This window comes from Alteromonas sp. I10 (genome assembly GCF_003201515.1).
Taxonomy (GTDB): domain Bacteria; phylum Pseudomonadota; class Gammaproteobacteria; order Enterobacterales; family Alteromonadaceae; genus Alteromonas; species Alteromonas macleodii.
In genome coordinates, this window is the sequence record NZ_QJJN01000004.1 from 277,477 (window position 1) to 295,263 (window position 17,787).

19 protein-coding genes are annotated in these 17,787 nt (G+C 44.2%); 6 read left to right on the forward strand and 13 right to left on the reverse strand.

Annotated features, from left to right (window positions below):
* Positions 1 to 112 precede the first annotated feature (112 nt).
* The 6 genes from BZA03_RS10200 (at position 113) to BZA03_RS10225 (ending at position 7,070) form a co-directional block, all read left to right on the forward strand.
* Positions 113 to 1,252 carry a M14-type cytosolic carboxypeptidase gene (locus BZA03_RS10200; RefSeq protein WP_014949839.1) on the forward strand — a complete coding sequence of 380 codons (1,140 nt, stop codon included), beginning with the start codon at positions 113 to 115 and terminating at the stop codon, positions 1,250 to 1,252.
* A 109-nt stretch (positions 1,253 to 1,361) separates the two neighbouring features.
* Complete coding sequence (locus BZA03_RS10205; RefSeq protein ID WP_014949838.1) at positions 1,362 to 3,020, forward strand: sodium:alanine symporter family protein; 1,659 nt, start codon at positions 1,362 to 1,364, stop codon at positions 3,018 to 3,020.
* A 265-nt stretch (positions 3,021 to 3,285) separates the two neighbouring features.
* Positions 3,286 to 3,612 carry a zinc ribbon domain-containing protein gene (locus BZA03_RS10210; RefSeq protein WP_014949837.1) on the forward strand — a complete coding sequence of 109 codons (327 nt, stop codon included), beginning with the start codon at positions 3,286 to 3,288 and terminating at the stop codon, positions 3,610 to 3,612.
* On the forward strand, positions 3,613 to 3,906 hold the full coding sequence (locus BZA03_RS10215; protein ID WP_014949836.1) for a YeaC family protein: 294 nt from the start codon (positions 3,613 to 3,615) through the stop codon (positions 3,904 to 3,906).
* Positions 3,896 to 6,838, forward strand: a complete 2,943-nt coding sequence (locus tag BZA03_RS10220; RefSeq protein ID WP_110288708.1) for a DUF349 domain-containing protein — start codon at positions 3,896 to 3,898, stop codon at positions 6,836 to 6,838. The genes BZA03_RS10215 and BZA03_RS10220 overlap by 11 nt, the downstream gene beginning before the upstream one ends.
* 13 nt (positions 6,839 to 6,851) lie before the next feature.
* Positions 6,852 to 7,070, forward strand: coding sequence for a hypothetical protein (locus BZA03_RS10225; protein WP_014949834.1), 219 nt, complete (start codon positions 6,852 to 6,854; stop codon positions 7,068 to 7,070).
* Between the two features lie 83 nt (positions 7,071 to 7,153).
* On the opposite strand, the gene BZA03_RS10230 is transcribed toward BZA03_RS10225, so the two are convergent.
* From BZA03_RS10230 to BZA03_RS10295, 13 genes are all read right to left on the reverse strand, one after another.
* Positions 7,154 to 7,348, reverse strand: a complete 195-nt coding sequence (locus BZA03_RS10230; RefSeq protein ID WP_014949833.1) for a hypothetical protein — start codon at positions 7,346 to 7,348, stop codon at positions 7,154 to 7,156.
* Positions 7,349 to 7,386: 38 nt separating this feature from the next.
* On the reverse strand, positions 7,387 to 7,563 hold the full coding sequence (locus BZA03_RS10235; RefSeq protein WP_014949832.1) for a DUF1328 domain-containing protein: 177 nt from the start codon (positions 7,561 to 7,563) through the stop codon (positions 7,387 to 7,389).
* A 246-nt stretch (positions 7,564 to 7,809) separates the two neighbouring features.
* The gene (locus BZA03_RS10240; protein ID WP_110288709.1) at positions 7,810 to 8,505 is read right to left on the reverse strand and encodes a DUF2490 domain-containing protein; all 696 of its coding nucleotides are present in this window, start codon (positions 8,503 to 8,505) and stop codon (positions 7,810 to 7,812) included.
* Between the two features lie 116 nt (positions 8,506 to 8,621).
* A complete protein-coding gene (locus BZA03_RS10245; RefSeq protein WP_110288710.1) occupies positions 8,622 to 9,266 on the reverse strand; it encodes a phosphoribosyl-AMP cyclohydrolase in 645 nt (214 codons plus the stop codon).
* Positions 9,267 to 9,782: 516 nt separating this feature from the next.
* Positions 9,783 to 10,361 carry a hypothetical protein gene (locus tag BZA03_RS10255; protein WP_110288712.1) on the reverse strand — a complete coding sequence of 193 codons (579 nt, stop codon included), beginning with the start codon at positions 10,359 to 10,361 and terminating at the stop codon, positions 9,783 to 9,785.
* Between the two features lie 24 nt (positions 10,362 to 10,385).
* A complete protein-coding gene (locus BZA03_RS10260) occupies positions 10,386 to 10,643 on the reverse strand; it encodes a hypothetical protein (RefSeq protein WP_014949827.1) in 258 nt (85 codons plus the stop codon).
* A gap of 52 nt (positions 10,644 to 10,695) precedes the next feature.
* Positions 10,696 to 11,259, reverse strand: a complete 564-nt coding sequence (locus BZA03_RS10265; RefSeq protein ID WP_110288713.1) for a hypothetical protein — start codon at positions 11,257 to 11,259, stop codon at positions 10,696 to 10,698.
* Positions 11,260 to 11,263: 4 nt separating this feature from the next.
* Positions 11,264 to 11,593 (reverse strand): hypothetical protein, encoded by a 330-nt coding sequence (locus BZA03_RS10270; protein ID WP_014949825.1) that lies wholly within the window; start codon positions 11,591 to 11,593, stop codon positions 11,264 to 11,266.
* A 230-nt stretch (positions 11,594 to 11,823) separates the two neighbouring features.
* Positions 11,824 to 13,908: a response regulator gene (locus tag BZA03_RS10275; RefSeq protein ID WP_110288714.1), complete on the reverse strand. Its 2,085-nt coding sequence runs from the start codon at positions 13,906 to 13,908 to the stop codon at positions 11,824 to 11,826.
* A gap of 12 nt (positions 13,909 to 13,920) precedes the next feature.
* Positions 13,921 to 14,373: a response regulator gene (locus tag BZA03_RS10280; protein ID WP_014949823.1), complete on the reverse strand. Its 453-nt coding sequence runs from the start codon at positions 14,371 to 14,373 to the stop codon at positions 13,921 to 13,923.
* Positions 14,363 to 15,877 (reverse strand): ATP-binding protein, encoded by a 1,515-nt coding sequence (locus BZA03_RS10285; protein ID WP_039225365.1) that lies wholly within the window; start codon positions 15,875 to 15,877, stop codon positions 14,363 to 14,365. The genes BZA03_RS10280 and BZA03_RS10285 overlap by 11 nt, the downstream gene beginning before the upstream one ends.
* 4 nt (positions 15,878 to 15,881) lie before the next feature.
* Positions 15,882 to 16,106: a hypothetical protein gene (locus tag BZA03_RS10290; protein ID WP_014979579.1), complete on the reverse strand. Its 225-nt coding sequence runs from the start codon at positions 16,104 to 16,106 to the stop codon at positions 15,882 to 15,884.
* Between the two features lie 16 nt (positions 16,107 to 16,122).
* A complete protein-coding gene (locus tag BZA03_RS10295; RefSeq protein ID WP_110288715.1) occupies positions 16,123 to 17,454 on the reverse strand; it encodes a sigma-54 dependent transcriptional regulator in 1,332 nt (443 codons plus the stop codon).
* Positions 17,455 to 17,787 lie beyond the last annotated feature (333 nt).

Genomic DNA, 17,787 nt, shown 5'->3' on the forward strand with positions numbered 1-17,787 from the left:
ATGGTGTAAACATTTTGTATACTTTCGATAGTACAAAACCCGCTGTGTGCGTGGAATTTGTGTTTACGTCTATGCTAAATTAGCGCTCAAATAATGAGGAAAACGACAGTCTATGCATATTTCCAGTCAATTCGACAGCGGTAACATTGAAGTTGTTAGCGCACAATCACCAGACGATATCCGTCTAACCATTCCCAACGACAACCAATCTGAATTTGCTCAGTGGTTCCATTTTCGTTTAGTGGGCGAAACTTTTGTAACTCACACAATGACGATTGGTAATCTGGCTAAGTCAGCGTATCCAGAAGGTTGGAAGGGATATAACGTTCTAGCGTCTTACGACCGTCAAACTTGGTTTAGAATTCCTAGCGAATTTGACGGTGACAATCTTACGTTCTCACTAACGCTAGAACAGCCAAGTGTTTACTTCGCGTATTTCATTCCTTTTAGCTACGAACGTCACCTTGACCTTGTACACGACGCGCAGATGTCACTACTGTGCGAGCACAAATTCCTAGGCCTTACCCTTGATGGCCGTGATATGTCTATGCTGGTTATCGGTGAAGAAACACCAGAAAAGAAAAAAGTCTGGATCACGGCACGTCAACACCCTGGCGAAACCATGGCCGAGTGGTGTGCCGAAGGTATTATTTATCGTCTGCTCGACGAGCAAGATGGTTTGGCGCGACAGTTGCTTGATAATGCTGTTTTCTACATTGTGCCAAACATGAACCCAGACGGCAGCGCACGCGGTCATCTGCGTACCAACGCTGTAGGAACCAATCTAAACCGTGAGTGGGCAACGCCTTCGCAAGAAAAAAGCCCAGAAGTACTTTACGTACTGAATGCAATGAGCGAAATTGGTGTAGACATGTATCTTGATTTGCACGGTGATGAGGCATTGCCGTACAACTTTGTCGCAGGAAGTGAGGGTAACCCTAGCTACAATGACACCATCAAAATGCTTGAAAATACGTTTAAAGATGCGCTGTTGAACGCTACGCCAGAGTTTCAAGATGAATTTGGTTACGATAAAGATGAGCCAGGCAAGGCTAATTTAACCGTAGCGTCAAATGCAGTGGGCGAGAAATTCAAATGTATGGCGTACACGGTAGAAATGCCATTTAAAGACAATGCAGATGTACCGGACGATATCTACGGTTGGTCGGTACAGCGTAGCCGTCAATTAGGTGAAGATTTACTTATTGGTGTGAATGCAGTTGTTAAAAAGCTAAAAGCATCAGAGCAATAAAATAAGAATAAGGAAGCGAAAGCTTCCGCAAAAAAGGCCTCGACAAAAAGAGGCCTTTTAATTATTAAAATAAAACAACAATTAAACATAATAAAAAAGGGGAATAACGTTGGAAGGGTTATATGGTTTTCTAACTATGCTCGATGGATTCTTAGGAGGCGCATTCTGGTTTCCTTATGTACTGTTAGGCGTAGGTCTTTTCTTTACGGTTTATCTTAAATTTCCGCAAATTCGTTTCTTTAAACATGCCTGGCAGGTTGTTACGGGTAAGTTCGATAAAGAAAGCGATCCAGGCGACACCACCCATTTTCGCGCGCTAACTACCGCACTGTCTGGTACCGTAGGTACAGGTAACATCTCAGGTGTTGCATTTGCAATTTTCCTTGGTGGCCCCGCTGCACTATTTTGGATGTGGGTAACCGCCTTTTTAGGTATGACTACAAAATTCGTTGAAGTTACTCTGTCGCACAAATATCGCGTAAAGACAGAAGACGGCACCATGGCCGGTGGCCCTATGTATTACATGGACCGTCGCCTAAACATGAAGTGGTTAGCGGTTGCATTTGCTGTTGCTACGGTAGTCAGCTCATTTGGTACCGGAAACCTTCCTCAAAGTAATGGTATCGCGCAAAGTATCGAAGCAACGTTTGGCTTCGAGCCTTGGATGGTAGGTAGTGTACTGGGTATTCTTCTAGCCTTGGTCATTCTTGGTGGTATCCAACGCATAGCCGCGTTTACAGCGCGTGTTGTTCCAGTTATGGCTGTTATCTACCTTATCGGTGCGCTAGCGGTTATTTTCGCTAATCTTGACAACATTGGGCCTTCGTTTGCCGCAGTTATCGGTGATGCGTTTACTGGTTCAGCTGCCGCAGGCGGTTTCTTGGGGGCTTCGTTAGCTTATGCGTTTAACCGTGGGGTTAACCGAGGCTTGTTTTCAAACGAAGCGGGTCAAGGTTCTGCACCTATCGCTCACGCAGCAGCAAAAACGAAAGAGCCTGCGTCAGAAGGTATGGTGTCACTGCTTGAACCCTTTATCGACACTATTCTAATTTGTACCGTAACGGGTTTGGTTATTTTGTCGTCTGGCGTGTGGAAAGAAAAACACGAAAACGTCTTCGATCGTTCAGACATGTACTTTGTTGCAGGTCAATACGACGACTCTAATCAGGATGACGTAAACAAACTATATGGTTACTTGAATGAAATTGAAGGTAACAATGTACAGCCTTACACTGGCTCAATTACCGTTGTTAACGGCACGGCGGTAAGCGATGGTTTTACACTGCTTAACGCTAGGTCTGTAGCAGAAGACGTGAAGTATGCAGTAGGTAGTGAAGACTTGTTTACTGGCACGCTTAAGATTGTTGACGGAAAGCCGGTTAAAGAGAACCTTGAAGTAAGCGGTAAGTCACTGGTTCACTCGGCAGCGCTCACTACCATTGCCTTTACTCGCGGTTTCTTTGGTGATTTCGGTCAATATATCGTGTCAATTGGGCTTATGCTGTTTGCGTTCTCAACCGCCATCGCTTGGTCATATTATGGTGATCGCGCTATGACATATTTGTTCGGTCCTCGCTCCGTAATGCCATATCGCGTCATCTACGTCGCCGGTTTCGTTTGGGCTGCATTCTCTGACACCACATTAGTTTGGGCACTTTCAGCTGTGGCTATCGTGGTAATGACCTTGCCAAACTTGTTCGGCATCATGTTGCTTTGTAAAGAGATGAAAGAAACGGTTAACGACTACTGGTCTCGACATAAAAAATAAGGTGAGTATTGCCTAAAGCATCGCCCCTTCTTGAGTTTCACTGAAGGGAATGCAACTTGGCTATCAGGTAAAAATGCGTAGCGGTGAACTTTGTATAAAAGTTAACACCCTGCGCATTTTTGTTTTATGGCGATAAGGTTAATCCACAGAATCGACTTCATTGTTGTGATGAACTTAAGTATGATACCCATCCGCGTATAAATGCGTCTTCGCTCAATAGCGAGTTGCGCATTTCCATTTCGCACCCAATAAACAGGAGCAACATATGGCATTAGTTGACTGTCCTTCGTGTAACAAAAAAACGTCTGACAAAGCGAAGACGTGTCCTCACTGTGACTTTAAAATCGGTGATGCGACCTCTGAAGATATAGAGCGCAAACAAAGCTTACAAAGATTTAAAAAGTTAGCCAGTATCCAGAACCAATCCCTTCTTGCTATGCTGATATTCGTTGCGAGTTTTGGCTTCATGTATTGGGGCGGAACACGCCCAGGTGATTTGCAACATAATTTAGCTATTTTGGGCGCAGTGGTTGGCTTTGTTTGGTACTTAGTAAACCGCGCGCGTATTGTTTACATAAAGCGTTTTTCCTAAATGAATATAGAAGCACTTTTAGCCAGCATGACGCCGGAGATTTACGAGCGTCTGCGTCAGGCTGTTGAAACAGGTAAGTGGCCAGATGGCACGCCTTTAAACGAAGAGCAAAAAGCAAGCAGCATGCAGGCTGTTATGCTGTATCAAGCAAAAATAGAAAAGTCCTCTGAGCATATGACAGTAGGTGAAAGCGGCGAAATCGTACATAAAAGTAAAGCCGACTTTAAACGCTCGTTACGCGATGAGCAGGATGATAATAATACAATAGCGCGGTTTAAACAGGATGATATTTAGTCGTATATTTGCGCCTTCACACCAAAGCCCAAAGCCTGAAAAACGGATGCAGGCAATCGAGAGTCTCTCTCCCGAAAAGGCACAGGAAAAAACAATTCTTCACGAACTGGCATTTAATGACGAAGATGCAAATGTCAGTTTAGCAGCACTCGAAAAGCTTAATAGCTTTGTGCTGTGGCTTAAAATGTCACAAATTGCCAAGCAGTCTCGCGTTAAAAAAGCGGCGGAGAAAAAGGTAAACGCCGCTTTGTTAGGCGAGGGGGGTGTCACACTCTCCCGCCAAGAGATATTCTCTTTTTTAACTGAAACAGCCAACGCCGATTTGGTAGTGCAGTTAGTACCGCAAATGTTGAAGAAAGAGCCTACGCTCTTACAAGATGATGCGCTAGCTAACGCGCTAATCGAAAAAGTAGCGAAGCCATCTTTCACCCAGTTTGTTTTTTTAGAAGGCGCAAGTCCCCAACTGCAAACCCATCTAATAAACGCCCATTCAGACGTATCAGATTTACAGAAACTAGCTAAGAAAGTGTTAGATGATGCGCTTACAAAGCAGATTAATGCACGTATTGATGCTATCAAAGAGGCTGCAAAGCGCCCAGTGGAGCTTAAAAAGCAGCTCACTCTGGGACTTTCAAAATATCAGGCTTTACTCGACAAATCAGATGTAGAAACCATTGATGAAAAGCGCAACGAACTTGAGAGCGAATTGACTGGGCTGTTTGCTCAAATTGACTTACTCACTTCAGAAGAACGCGCTGATTATGAAGAAAAGCGCGCGCGTATAGGTGAGCAGCTCGAGCGATATTTAAGCCGTATCCGCCCAGCATGGGAAGAGAAGCAACAAGCGTCGCAACGTGCTAATACCAGAGCATTGTGCGAACAGCAGCTTACTTATGCCAAGGAGCAGGTAGCTTGGTTGTACAATAACAGGCTTTGTGAAGCGACGCTTGCTGATGTTGCTACGGTTAATGAAAGCGTGCGCGGTGTTGAAGCAACGCTCGAACAGCTAGCGCGTCTCGATGATGAATCTGCAACTGATAAGCGAATTACACAGATTAAGCGCTCTGTCGACGAACTAAACGACCAGCTTGATCGCTTCTCTATGCAGCAGCAATACGGCCAAAAGCTACTGATAAAACTTCAGGCGCTCGAAGACATTGCCGCTAAGATCGTTTCGGCAAGCGATAGCGAGTCGGACAAAGATACCCGTGATGTGAGCGTTGAAGAAGCTAGCGCATCGACTGAGGATTTGAGTCAGGTAAATGGTGGCGACGCATTGCAAAGCAGTAGTGTAGTGGCTCTTAAAGCGGAGTTTGACGAAGCACGTCAAGCGTATAAAGCGCTTAGTCGCGAAATCGATGCCATTCCTAAGGCGTTGTCTAAACGTTTCAACGCAGCGACAAGCAGTGTAAATGCCAAAGAGCGTGCTCAAAAATCCAAAGAAAACGAGCAAGTAAAACACATTAGAAAGCACATTAGCGTTATCGATAACTTAATTGCTCAGGGTAAATTCCGCGTTGCTATTTCAAAATTTGCAAAGCTTCAGGAAAGTTATGCTGCGCTTCCTGGTTCAGCGAAAAAGTATGTAGAGAAACGTTTTGAAAAAACCGCTGGTGATGTGTCGCGCTTAGAAGGATGGCAGGATTACCTTGCTGCGCCGCGCAAACCCGCTCTTGTAGAAGAAGCAAAAGCGTTAGCCAGCGCTGACGCAGAAAATATTAAGCAAAGAAGTGAGGCCATTAAGTATCTTCGTAAGCAATGGTTATCACTAACACCGTCATCGTCAACGAGTGAAGAAAGTAGTGATGACGCGTTGTTACAGCAGCAATTCGATGATGCACTTGAAAAGGCCTTCGAGCCTTGTAGAGCGCATTACGCGAAGTTAGATGCACAGCGGGCTGCTGCGCGTGAACAGCGCATGTCGGTTATCGCTACGGTCAAGGCAATGGACATTAACATACCCGAAGCCGAGTTAGTGAAGGTATTCGATAGAGCGTCTAAGCAGTGGCACAGTGCAGGTCAGGTAGAACGCGAAATATATGAACAACTGAAGCAAGAATGGAAGGCGGTTTCATCGCCCATTCAGGCAAAAGTAAATCAATGGCAAAGTGACAACCAAGCCCAAAAGCGTGCGTTAGTCACCCAAGCTTGTCAACTTGCTACGGAAGAAGATGTCGCTGGCGCTGCCGACAAGGCTCAGCAATTGCAAAGCCAATGGAAGCAAGTAGGCCATGCAGGTAAACGTGAAGAGAGTAAGTTGTGGGCAGAATTTAAGGCTGCCAATGACACCGTATTTGAACGTTTAAAAGCCGAGCGGAAAGTACAGAATAATGCATTTAACGCGTTAGTAGATTCGCTACTCAAGCAAGTGGAAGCTGTTGACATCAACAGCGATGATGCAACGTTCAGTCAATCAATAAGCGACGTTCGCGCTCAGTTAACCGACTTGCCTAAAGCGCAACGTACGAAAGTAGATAAAAAGATTGATTCACTTGAAAGTAAGCGCGCGGCGCAAGCGAAAAATGCACAATCTCAAGCCCGATTGGCGCGAGCTCAGGCTCTGATTTCTTTACTACAGCTAAGTGTAGGTGAGGGAAGTGGTGATGAGCAATCTCTAGCGGAAACGTTAGGGAAGCGTTGGTCAAGCGTATTGGGTCAGTCAACTGGAAATAAATCAACTCAGCACGATAGACAATGGTTAACGGTAGCATTAGAAGTCGCAACTGGTATGCCAAGCCCAGATGCAGACGCATCTATACGCTCTAGCGTACAGCTACAAATGATGACATCTAAGTTGGAACAAGGCGAAGCGGCAACAGCTCCCGACATTCTTGCTGACTGGTTATCATACGACTCGATAAGCGAAGAAGATAACCATTTGCTGCAACGAGTTGTTTCAGTTATTGATACTCATCCTGAAATTGTTGCTTAAACGGAAAGCCTAAATGGAAAACAGTGTTGAGTTTCAATTTGAAACAGAAATGTCTGCCTATCGCTTTTTGAATACCGTGAAGCATATTGACGCAGAAGGGTTAAGAGTGAAGTTCGGGCGTACGGATCATCACGTGAGTGTAAAATACCGTTACGGCGTAGGTGAATTTGATTCGACGCTATCTACACTAGACGATCTTGCTCGTGAGTTAGGTGGTGAAGAAGTGTCTTAACTAACCAGTTAGGTCAAACCACGTCGACTGTAAACACGAAAAGGGCCAGACAATTGTCTGGCCCTTTTTTGATAAAAACGTGATTAACAGTCTTTATCTTCAGCGTCTACGCCTTCTTTCACATCTTCACAAGCGTCTTCAACGGCATTACCTGCATCGGTAACAATTTCGTCTAGCTCTTCGCCTGCGTCTTCCGCTTCACCGTCACCGCAAGCTGCTAGTGATAGTGCAAATGCTGATGCTACTAGTACCTTTGATAAGTTTTTAAATGAAAACATATCCTTACTCCTTTTTCCTATTAAAATACTTCTAACTCTTAGGCTCTTGGTGCTCTACCACGTAACGCATTTGCGATAAGTGAGATTACGAGCAACGCGATAAACACAAAGAAAAGAAACTGTGCGATACCTGTTGCTGCACCTGCGATGCCTCCAAAACCAAAAACTGCTGCAATAATGGCGATGATAAAAAATGTGATTGCCCAACCTAACATAACTAAATCCTCGTATTGCTTCCGTTACTTTCACTTTAACTAATGCTATCTTTGTGCCTGTTTTTTAAGTTATTGAAATATATTGATATAATTTAATTTTTCTCTGGTTGTCAGGCCGTATCTGCAGGCAATTAACGTCACGATTACACGTACGAATGCATTTTTTACATGATTGAGTAAGGCCCTAGTCACCCAACTTTACTCTTTGTGTGTTAAGGGCCTTTGGCTGGGGGTATTCTTTGATCCTTACCAGCTTCCGAAGAACGTGAGAGCAAAGTTGTGGTTTGTTATGGCGTCTGAATTGGCGCCTGGCGACGCAATATGATTATGTAAGTATCCCATCTCGACGCGCCATTTCTTGTTGAGGTGATAGGCCGGTCCCACGTAAAGTCTATTTTGATCAAACCCGCTATTTTGGCCCCAGTCTGTGTCGTTCAAACCCAAAAATACCTCGTCCCACACGACCATTGACCATTGCTCATTTAAAGGTTTCGACCACCGTATAAATTGTCTAAACCGATAGCCTGTATCACCGCCTTCATCGCTCCTGAATCGCTGCTCCAAACGACTTCTACCTGAAATGGTACCGCCCATAAATTTGCTTAATGAATACGTGGCTTGCTGCCACACCCTTTCTTCTTCAATTGAACCGTTGTCTGAGTCTATCGTTACTCTTGCAACACCCAGCCACAAGGTCGTATCGCTTGAAAGTTTGTAGCCGACACCGGGACGAACGATAGAAACGCCTAGGCGAGATGCGTCGTCTTTAAAGCGTAAATGACCGTCAAACCAAAATTGCCATTTACCTTTATCATCGGCATCTCCAGTGAGTGCGAGGGCGTTCCATGATTGAAAATCTGACTCGGCGTGTGACTTAACGCCGGCTGTCATCGCCATCACAAGTAGTAAGACGCAACGCGTCATAATTCGTTTTGCGCACATAGTTTTTCTCGTTGAAAATAAAAAAGAGGCAAAGCGAAAGGGAAGGGACGCCTTGCCTGCAAAGGGAGAGTGTTTCGCCCCTCACACTTCCTAAGAATGGAGGGGCAATGGCCTATTTAGTTACCGTTCGGGTTGTAAGGTAACGAAGATTGGTGAGCAACAATACGCAGGTCGCCGTCACTATCTTTGACATAGGCAAAAGTGTATTCCACCTTCGTTTCGCCACCTTTTGTATCGGTAAAGAAGTAGTTGCCCATCGCCACGGCCATGCGACAGCTGTTGTTGATAATGCCCACATTATCGAATTTCACATTTGTGTAAGGCTTTATTGCGAAGCCTTTGTCCTCTTCGTAAGCGTCATTACCGCCAACAAAGTATGAAAGCGCAGCATCGAAGCTTGAACGGAACTGGTCGTTAGCTGCAAGCGTTGGTTTAAACAGTACGCTGCTTAAATCGTAACCATACATAGCTTGGATGAAATCTGCGGCTTCGCCAGAGTAATCACCATCATTGCTAAATACTGCACCAATTCGCACTATGCCGTCACCCCACATCTTTTGTGCCGTTACCACTTCTCGCTCAGTAATACATTCGTCGGAATAAAGTAATGCGTTGTCGAGTGCTTTAGCTTTTAACGCCGGAACATTCGAACTAGCTGAATGCTCCATCTGCGGTTTTGCCACTGCACTGCAACCAGTCACCAACATTGCTGTAGCTGCTACAAGAGTAGTTTTTGTCATTAACGTGCTTAGCTTTCTCATCGCCTGACTCCTTAGTCATTTGCAAAATAAATATGTGCTATTACCTGATTCAATTGCTTAGAGCAGTACCGCTACAACGTTGTCGATAGAGGTGTATAAATCTGCTCTGCAGTTTATGGGTTTAATGATAGCGAGCTATGATGACGGAGACTTTTGTACAACATTAATAGAAGATTAACGGGCCATTAAAAATGCAAGAAGCACTTAAGGAGAATGGATAACAGCTATAAATTAGAGAAAAGGGCTGTGATAGCAGCAGTGTCATCGACTTTTTCAAGAAGATACGAATATGACACCGCCCAAGTTTGTAGAAAAGTGAAGAATGCAGTTAGCCTGTGGACTGCTAGCCACAACAGAAAAGTAATAAAGACTAGTGCACAGGTTGTTGGCTTTAAAGCATATTACGGTTTTGCTCATGTGTTTGAGCGATGCTTTTCAGTAACTGCAACTAGGGCCTGAAAAGCATTTCTATTAAAACTGATGTTTTAGAGCATAAGTGTGCGGCAAAACGCTCAGCTAGTTGCCATTTTTTGGCTCTAGAGGCTCTGATAGTACCTCTAAGACAGTAAAAGCATTTTTACCTAGACGGGTTTTATCATTCGCCATCATTACATCAATTGTAAAGTAGATGTCGTTAATTTGAGTTTTCACAACGTCGTTTGAGCTTGGGACGGCCATAGGCTGTGCCACTTCATCGCAGCCTGACATAGTGCACTGCCTGTCTGTTTGAAATGCCACGGGCTCTTCCTTGTTCGCCATAACTTCTCGCGCAACAACTGGCTTTTTATCCACGTTGGTTTTAACAATAGCTAAATAGGTAAAGCCTTGCTTTTGTGCAATTTCCGCTGCTCTGTAAAGGGCATATTGCTGTACTTTATCAGCAGGAGTTTTGTCTGTTGCCTTAAAAAGAACCTTGTATTCGTTCTCAGAAATTTTTTCGCTTGAATAGCCATAGGCAGCTTTGGTACTCGCTGACTTATAAGGGGTAGGGGCTGCTACAGGGGTCGATGAACAACCTACTATTGCAAGGCTAAACGCCACACCAACACAGGCAAGCGTCGCACGACTTTTCTTCATATTTTTTTTGTTGTTCATCTCACATATTCCTTAGTACTGTGATCATTGAAATAGCGACAATAGTGCAGTCCTACTTATTGCCATTAGGGCTTGATTGCGTTTTGCTTTGGGTTTTGCATCTACCGCACCCTTGTATGCGCCAAGGGTTGCAATGCCAAGCAAAGTTTCAGGCTTTCCCATCATCAGTTTACATTGCCTCTTTGCTTGTGTAAGTGCAACATCTGCATGATGTTTTTGCGAAAAATAAGCATGCTCTTTCTGTGCTATATCTTTCATATTCGATTTTAAAAAAATGTTCATCGCTTTTCCTCACTATTGGCGGTGGCTTTTTACGCAATGGTAAGCATTTTCACTATCCGAAAACCCGTCGCCACGTTTGTATGAGTCTGCTAAAGCTCAGGTAATTGAATGCATTTTGTGCAAGCTTAAATAAACAAAAGGCCGCAACGCTGTTGAGCACCAATAACAGGAGTGGAACTACCACATAGCTAACGCCCACACTATGAAGTATAGCGCCAATGGCGATGTTTAAAATGAGCCAACATACAGTGCCCACTGCAAATGCCGCTAGACATGCGAAGACTGTAACATAGAAACTCTTTTTAATGAGCATCAATTCACTGTTAGTGAGCTCTAGAAATGCCAAACCCTGCGCTTTTCGCTGGGTCAATGCTTCGGAGAATGCCGAGAAGATATCCGAAAACGATGGATCCGGGCAATTCTGTTGCGTTGACTTGTTCTGTTGTGTTTGTGTTGACTTGTATTGTGCAGAGTGTTCAGAGGTGGCTGATGCAGCGTTAGCATTGTCACCGTTGCTTGTAACATTAGGATTCGCCTGCGCCGCGGGCGGCGTCAGGCGAAAAGGATTTTCTGTGCACAAATTGAAATTTGCTCTTCGAAAATCTGGTACAGTCATCGTATTACTTCTTACGTAAAAGTGACGTCACTAACATTCCTGCTGCGAAAGCGATACCCGCTGTCGCTACTGGGTTCTCAATGGCATATCTACGTACTTTCGACGCCTGCCATTTTTGCTGTGCCAGACGCTTTCTCGCTGACATGTTCTCTGCAGACGATGTCGCAGTGCGACGAATGTTTTCCTCTGCAATCCCTGCACTGTCTGCTAACTTGTCTACTGACGCATGAAGAGAATCTTTCAGTTGATCCGTTACTGGGTGACTCGGCTCAGCCACGCCGTTTGTACCGTTACGTTTAACTGTTTGCGATTTAGCTGAAGCTTGTGTAGCCATAATACTCTCCTTAATATTTTGGGTTCACATAGATAGCTGCAACTGGTATACCAAACTATTATCTTACTGTTTTATATGGCTTATTTTTATTTTTCTATTGTTGCGTGAGGTGCTTATTTGCAAGTCTCACACACTGTTGTGTCTTACGTCTGTAATATTTTCTTGGTCTTGATGATGCGCTGCTCAACCTCCGACATTCGGTACAGGTTGGCAGCGATAAAATTAACTTTTCAGCCCACTACCGAGGCTAAATCGTCTTTGGTGACAGGTTTGAGCAATGCACTGTTGATCCCTATGGTTGTCATCGCTTCGGAGTCCGCTTCGTGACCGCTTACAATAGTAAGGATGGCATCTGGTAGCTTTTGCTTGAGCTCACTCGCTAAGTCGTAACCGTTATAATCGGGAAGGGTAAGGTCCATAAGAATGTGATCGAAACTTTGATTTTCTGCAGCCTGTAATGCTTCAGCACCGCTGTACTGAGTAGTGACCGTATGACCTAAGTGGGAAAGAAACAATTGCAGTAACTCCGCCGCATCCTCATCGTCTTCAATCACAAGTATGTGCTTATTGGCAGGCTGATCTGAATTACCATTTGAATCCGTAGACTGGATTTTCTGCTCTGCTTGCCCAGGGTTTGCAAGCCCTCGATAAGCGGTCTCGTCCTCTGGAGCATACGGCTTGTTCATTGGCATGTCTGCAACTTGGGCTTCCACGTTGGTAAATGTTACGTGATTACCTGGCGGAAGGTATTGCGAAAGCAAGTTAGCCAGTGCAAACCGGTCAATGGGCTTTCCAATTACGTCGTTAAACCCTTCGCGAATCAATGATTCTCTTAAGCCTTTGCGGCTTGCTGCTGTCACAGCAATCACTGGGATATCCTGCCCATGTCGTCTAATCGCATGCAGGGCTTCTATGCCATTCATCACTGGCATATGAATATCCATTAAAACGAGGTCGAAGGGCTGGTTGTGTTCATCCGCCTGCAACACGGCTTCCAGTGCTTTTACGCCATTTTCAGCGTAGCTAATATCAGCTTGAGATTGACTCACAAGGTGACCAGTTAGCCGTCGAATTTCTCGCAAGTCATCAACAATTAATACGCGTCCAGTCACGTTTAAATTGATGCTACTAGACTCGACAGGTTGAATTTGGCCTAATTCAAGATCTACACGAGGCTGTTCAGAAACATCGCCAGGGTTTATATCAAATGTAAATGTGCTGCTTTCTCCTAGACGAGATTTAACATCAATGTCGCCGCCCAGTTTAGTGACAAGCTCTTTGCAAATGGCAAGTCCAAGTCCTGCTCCGCCATGATTGGCGCGCATTACATCTTCTATTTGTTCGAAAGGCTGAAAAATATTGATGAGCTTATCAGGCGGCATGCCGATACCTGTATCATCTACAGAAAACCGCAGCAGTGTTTGACTCGAATCGTTTTCAGATGGCTCGTCGAGAGAGATGGTAAGCGTGATACTGCCCTTATCAGTAAATTTCACGGCATTCGAAATAAGGTTCAACAATACCTGACGCAGGCGGGTAGGATCTGTGTGTATAAACTCTGGTATTTTTGTTTTTGAAACAACGTTAAGGCTTAGTCCTTTGTCTTTGGCATTCAAACGCATTAATGAGTGAATGTCTGTCAAAAACGCGCTTAAGTTCACTTCCTTAATGTTGAGTTCAAGTTTCTCTGCCATTATCCGCGACATGTCTAGCAAATCATTGAGTAGGCTTAACAGGTGCTTGCCATTAGAGTGGATAATAGATAACTCTTGTTGAAAAGGGCTGTTTCTCGCATCGTCTATAAGCAGTTCGGTGTAGCCAAGAATAGAGGTGAGGGGGGTGCGCAGCTCATGCCCTAAATGCGCAAGGAACTTATCTTTGGCCTTGTTCTTTTGCTCTACTTTGTTCCGCTCAATTCGCTCGTTCTCGATGTCACGGCGAACCATGGCGTATCTAATCGTGCGCATAAACCGCGGTGATTCAATTTCCGATTTTTGCAAATAGTCTGCGGCACCTGCTCGCATCACCATTTCATCGACGGTAGCATCCGACTGTCCGGTAAGTATTACCACGGGTAGATTGAACTGGTTAGATTTTAAAACACCCAGTACATCAATCGCGTTCTCAGCACCCAGTAAGTAATCTAACAAACACAGGTCGAAACTTTGTGTCTTTAATGCCTCTACTGCGTCTAAACTATTCGTCACCCACGTCAACTCAAACGTAGGTGACTCGCACTGCGCTAGATAATCAGAGGTTAAGAAGTAATCATCTTCATCATCCTCTACCAACAGAATTTTTATTACCTCTGTCATCTAGTACCTCTTTTACTCGTGTGGTAATTCTACGAACTCTATCCAGTAACGTCCGAGCGCGCGCATTAGTTCAACCAATCCTTCAAAGTTCACTGGTTTTGTAATGTAAGATGCGCAACCTAGATCATAACCGCGAAGCATATCTTCCTCTTCTTTAGAGGTAGTGAGAATTACCACCGGGATACTGCGAAGCTTGGGGTCATTTTTCAGTTCTTGCAGCGCCTCTCTACCGTCTTTTCTTGGCATATTTAGATCAAGCAAAATAAGACTAGGTCGCGGTGCCGATGCAGGATCTGTATATTTACCTTCATGTCGAAGAAACTCTAATAATTCAACGCCATCTTCAACACAAAACAGATTGTTTAGAACGCGGCTCTCTTTGAGCGCGTCAACCGTAAGTAAGCGGTCGTCTTCGTCATCGTCCGCCATAAGTATATTGATAGGCTGAGTTTGTTTACGCGTCATTGTGTGTTTCTCCATTATTGTTGTTAGAACCAAACGGTTCACTATTTTTGGGTATTATGATCGAGAATGTTGCCCCTTTTCCAGGAGAACTAACTGCGGTTATTTGACCGTTGTGCCGTTCTACAATACGACGACAAACGGCAAGCCCAATCCCCGTCCCTTTGTATTCACTTCTACCGTGAAGGCGTTGGAAAGGGGCAAATATTTTTTCAGCAAACGATTGCTCGAACCCTATACCGTTGTCTGATACGGTAATTTTTGTCCAGTCATATTCTTCAGCAAGTAGAATGTCTTTCGTTTCTTCTTCCGTCGCGTCCCTTGCAGATATCGTTACTTCAGGTCTCACGCCCTCGCTCTGAAATTTCAGTGCGTTAGACACTAAGTTTAAAAACAGCTGCTCTAATTGCGATTTGTCACCGCGAATAGTCGGCATATCGCTAACATTTATTTGCGCAGACTTTTCATCGATAGCGATTTCCAAATCGCCCATGATGCTATCCACTACGGTGCCTAGATTAACGTCGTCAAACTCTTTACCTCGTGTGGAAACGCGAGAAAAGGCGAGAAGATCTGAAATAAGCATGGACATCCGCTCTGCTGCATTGAGCATGCGCGCAAGGTAATCTTTGCCTCGTTCGTCTATGACATCGTTGTAACCCGATTCTAGGCGGTTACCAAATGCCCGAATTTTTCTCAATGGTTCTTGAAGATCGTGTGACGCCACAAAGGCAAAATCTTCCAACTCTCTATTACTTCGTGCTAATTCGTCTGAATAAACACTTAACTCTTGCGTTCTATCTGCTATCCGAGATTCTAGGTCTTCGTTAACAGACTCTAGGTCAGCTTGATACTTCTCATGCTCACGGGAATTTATTTTGAGCAATAAAAATACCGTAATAATCAGTAGCAGAGTCGTTGCAGAGGAAATGATCAGCGTATTAACGGAGTCCCTTCTTAGGCTCATTAAGTTGGCTAAATGCGTGCCTTGCATATCTCGTTCTGAACCGTCGATTTCTCTAAATAAGGTTTCAAACTGTTTGTAGAGTTTTATACCCTTATCGCTATTCACTAAAATGACAGCTTGTTGCTCTTTCCCTTCTTTATACAGCTCAACTACTTCAATGACTTCATTGATTTTTGCTTTGGTTAAAGACAAAAGTTCTTCGATGCGGATGGACTGGTCGTTAATATCTGAAGAGAAGGAGCTTACTTCTACCTCATCCATTAATTCGCCGATTACGCTTAACGTTTCGGTGTAGTCGGTAAGATATTCTTCATCGCCAGTTAGCATATAGCCGCGCTGACCAGACTCCACGCGAAGTACAGCAACGTGAAGGCGGTTAACTGCATTGATAACACGGTTCGTAGTGAACAGCCGCGCTTCCAGAGCAGAAAGGTCATTCAATGTACTAACTACGTAAAATGAATTAGCAGTTATTACAATAATGACCAGAACAACTAAAATTATCCAACTGTATAGTGAAGACAATACTTTAGTAATCATTTACTTAATCCGAAACATTGCCACTTAACTCTGATGTCATTTCAGCAAGAGTATGGCTGCAGTCTTTAGCACTGCTTATTATTTTATCCAACGCCACTAATGCCTTTTCAGGTGCAACGTCACCGTTTAATGCCATTTTTACTAGCTCAGCTTGCATTGATATTCTGTTTAATGGTTTGCGTGCATCATGCACATAAACACTTAGTCGAGAAAATTCTTCGCTAGTCATGCCGAATACCTCTTACTTAGTCATCTTTACTTAAGTCGCCATATGCATGAAGACGGTTGTAAAGCGTTTTTGTACTAATTCCCAGCATTTCTGCTGCGGTGGTCTTATTGCCATTCACTTTTTCCAACGTGGCATAAATTAGCTCTTTTTCCACGTCTTCAATGGTTCTACCGGCTTGAAGTGCCGGTGTCGTGCTCTGTTTTTGAGCAAATGGTGATTCAATGGTTTTTGGTAATTCAATCTCACTCTTTTCAGGGTCGCTCATAATGGCAGCGCGATGCACAAAGTGTCTTAGCTCACGCACGTTACCGGGCCAGTCATAAGCTTGTAACGTATCGAGTTGACTATCTTCCCACTTAAATTGCGAGCCATTATCTTTATTGAATTCAGCAATAAAGGTTTTTGCTAGTAATGGAATATCTTCCTTTCTTTCGCGTAGCGGAGGAATGGTGATTGGGAACACCGCAAGTCTGAAGTAGATGTCTTCGCGCAGTACTTTGCTTTGCGCAATCTCTTCCATTGTTCGGTTCGTGGCAGATACAACGCGGCAGCTCACCGGGATGGTCTTCGTTCCGCCCACACGAATAACAACCTTGTTTTCTAAAACGCGGAGTAAGTTGGGCTGCATATCAATGGGCATTTCTGTGATTTCGTCCAAAAAGAGCGTGCCGCCCTCAGCTTGTTCGAAAACACCTTCCTTACGTCCTACAGCGCCGGTAAATGCTCCTTTTTCGTGACCGAAAAGTTCGCTACCTATTAGTTCTTTTGAGAATGCACCACAGTTGGTTGCAATATAGGGACCTTCACTTTCTGAAGCACGATGAATTGCGGCAGCTACCACTTCTTTACCTACACCGCTTTCACCAAGCAGCATTACGTTAGCGCTGGTTTTACTCACTCTAGAAATCAGCTTGTAGAGCTCTTTCATAATTGGCGATTCACCAATCAGCAAGTCAAAATGTTTCTCTATTTTTTCTTGCGCAGGTGCTTTTTCTTTTGGCTTTTGACTTAATACAGCCTCTATTTCCTCCCGTTGAATTGGTTTAACGAGATAGTCGACCGTGGGGCCACACAGACCCTTTATAACGCTTTTCACAGAAGGGTGACCCGTTATCAAAGTAACGCGAGGGCGCTTAGAAAGTGCATCTAACTCATTGAACAAGTGCGCGCCGCTTCCATCGGGTAGCATGAAATCAAGCAGTACATGGTCAAAGGTTTCTTTCTCTAACCAATCGCGGGCTTCTTTGAGTGTGGCAGCGGTAAGTACTTCGTGGCCAAGAAATTCGATGATAGTACAAGCTACTTCTGTGAACTCGGCGTCGTCATCAACTAAAAGTACGGTAAGCACGTGGATGTCCCTCTCTTCTTTCGTTTCCTATTCAGAAAAAATATGGAATAGAATCAATGTTATAGTTTTATCATACGCTATTAACAACTGAATGCTAATGGGCATATTTAAAGTTTATTTATACGCTGGTTTAAATTGATAAAGCGTAAGCGCATCGGAAAATATCTAAACGCTTCAAGCAACCCGGAAATCTTGAACATTTGCCTGGATGCCAGGGATAGTCGGTTGCGCTACGTTCTTCTAATTTATCAACTCTTTGCGATCAGCGGTACACATCGCACTAAAGTACAGAATGTCTATATCTGTCTTTGTTTTATTAGGTGATTTTACTTT

Excerpts from the sequence above, each read along its gene's own strand:
- BZA03_RS10200 (WP_014949839.1), top strand. The coding sequence starts at position 113 with ATGCATATTTCCAGTCAATTCGACAGCGGTAACATTGAAGTTGTTAGC.
- BZA03_RS10210 (WP_014949837.1), top strand. The coding sequence starts at position 3,286 with ATGGCATTAGTTGACTGTCCTTCGTGTAACAAAAAAACGTCTGACAAA.
- BZA03_RS10215 (WP_014949836.1), top strand. The coding sequence starts at position 3,613 with ATGAATATAGAAGCACTTTTAGCCAGCATGACGCCGGAGATTTACGAG.
- BZA03_RS10220 (WP_110288708.1), top strand. The coding sequence starts at position 3,896 with ATGATATTTAGTCGTATATTTGCGCCTTCACACCAAAGCCCAAAGCCT.
- BZA03_RS10225 (WP_014949834.1), top strand. The coding sequence starts at position 6,852 with ATGGAAAACAGTGTTGAGTTTCAATTTGAAACAGAAATGTCTGCCTAT.
- BZA03_RS10230 (WP_014949833.1), bottom strand. The coding sequence starts at position 7,348 with ATGTTTTCATTTAAAAACTTATCAAAGGTACTAGTAGCATCAGCATTT.
- BZA03_RS10235 (WP_014949832.1), bottom strand. The coding sequence starts at position 7,563 with ATGTTAGGTTGGGCAATCACATTTTTTATCATCGCCATTATTGCAGCA.
- BZA03_RS10240 (WP_110288709.1), bottom strand. The coding sequence starts at position 8,505 with ATGTGCGCAAAACGAATTATGACGCGTTGCGTCTTACTACTTGTGATG.
- BZA03_RS10245 (WP_110288710.1), bottom strand. The coding sequence starts at position 9,266 with ATGAGAAAGCTAAGCACGTTAATGACAAAAACTACTCTTGTAGCAGCT.
- BZA03_RS10255 (WP_110288712.1), bottom strand. The coding sequence starts at position 10,361 with ATGAACAACAAAAAAAATATGAAGAAAAGTCGTGCGACGCTTGCCTGT.
- BZA03_RS10260 (WP_014949827.1), bottom strand. The coding sequence starts at position 10,643 with ATGAACATTTTTTTAAAATCGAATATGAAAGATATAGCACAGAAAGAG.
- BZA03_RS10265 (WP_110288713.1), bottom strand. The coding sequence starts at position 11,259 with ATGACTGTACCAGATTTTCGAAGAGCAAATTTCAATTTGTGCACAGAA.
- BZA03_RS10270 (WP_014949825.1), bottom strand. The coding sequence starts at position 11,593 with ATGGCTACACAAGCTTCAGCTAAATCGCAAACAGTTAAACGTAACGGT.
- BZA03_RS10275 (WP_110288714.1), bottom strand. The coding sequence starts at position 13,908 with ATGACAGAGGTAATAAAAATTCTGTTGGTAGAGGATGATGAAGATGAT.
- BZA03_RS10280 (WP_014949823.1), bottom strand. The coding sequence starts at position 14,373 with ATGACGCGTAAACAAACTCAGCCTATCAATATACTTATGGCGGACGAT.
- BZA03_RS10285 (WP_039225365.1), bottom strand. The coding sequence starts at position 15,877 with ATGATTACTAAAGTATTGTCTTCACTATACAGTTGGATAATTTTAGTT.
- BZA03_RS10290 (WP_014979579.1), bottom strand. The coding sequence starts at position 16,106 with ATGACTAGCGAAGAATTTTCTCGACTAAGTGTTTATGTGCATGATGCA.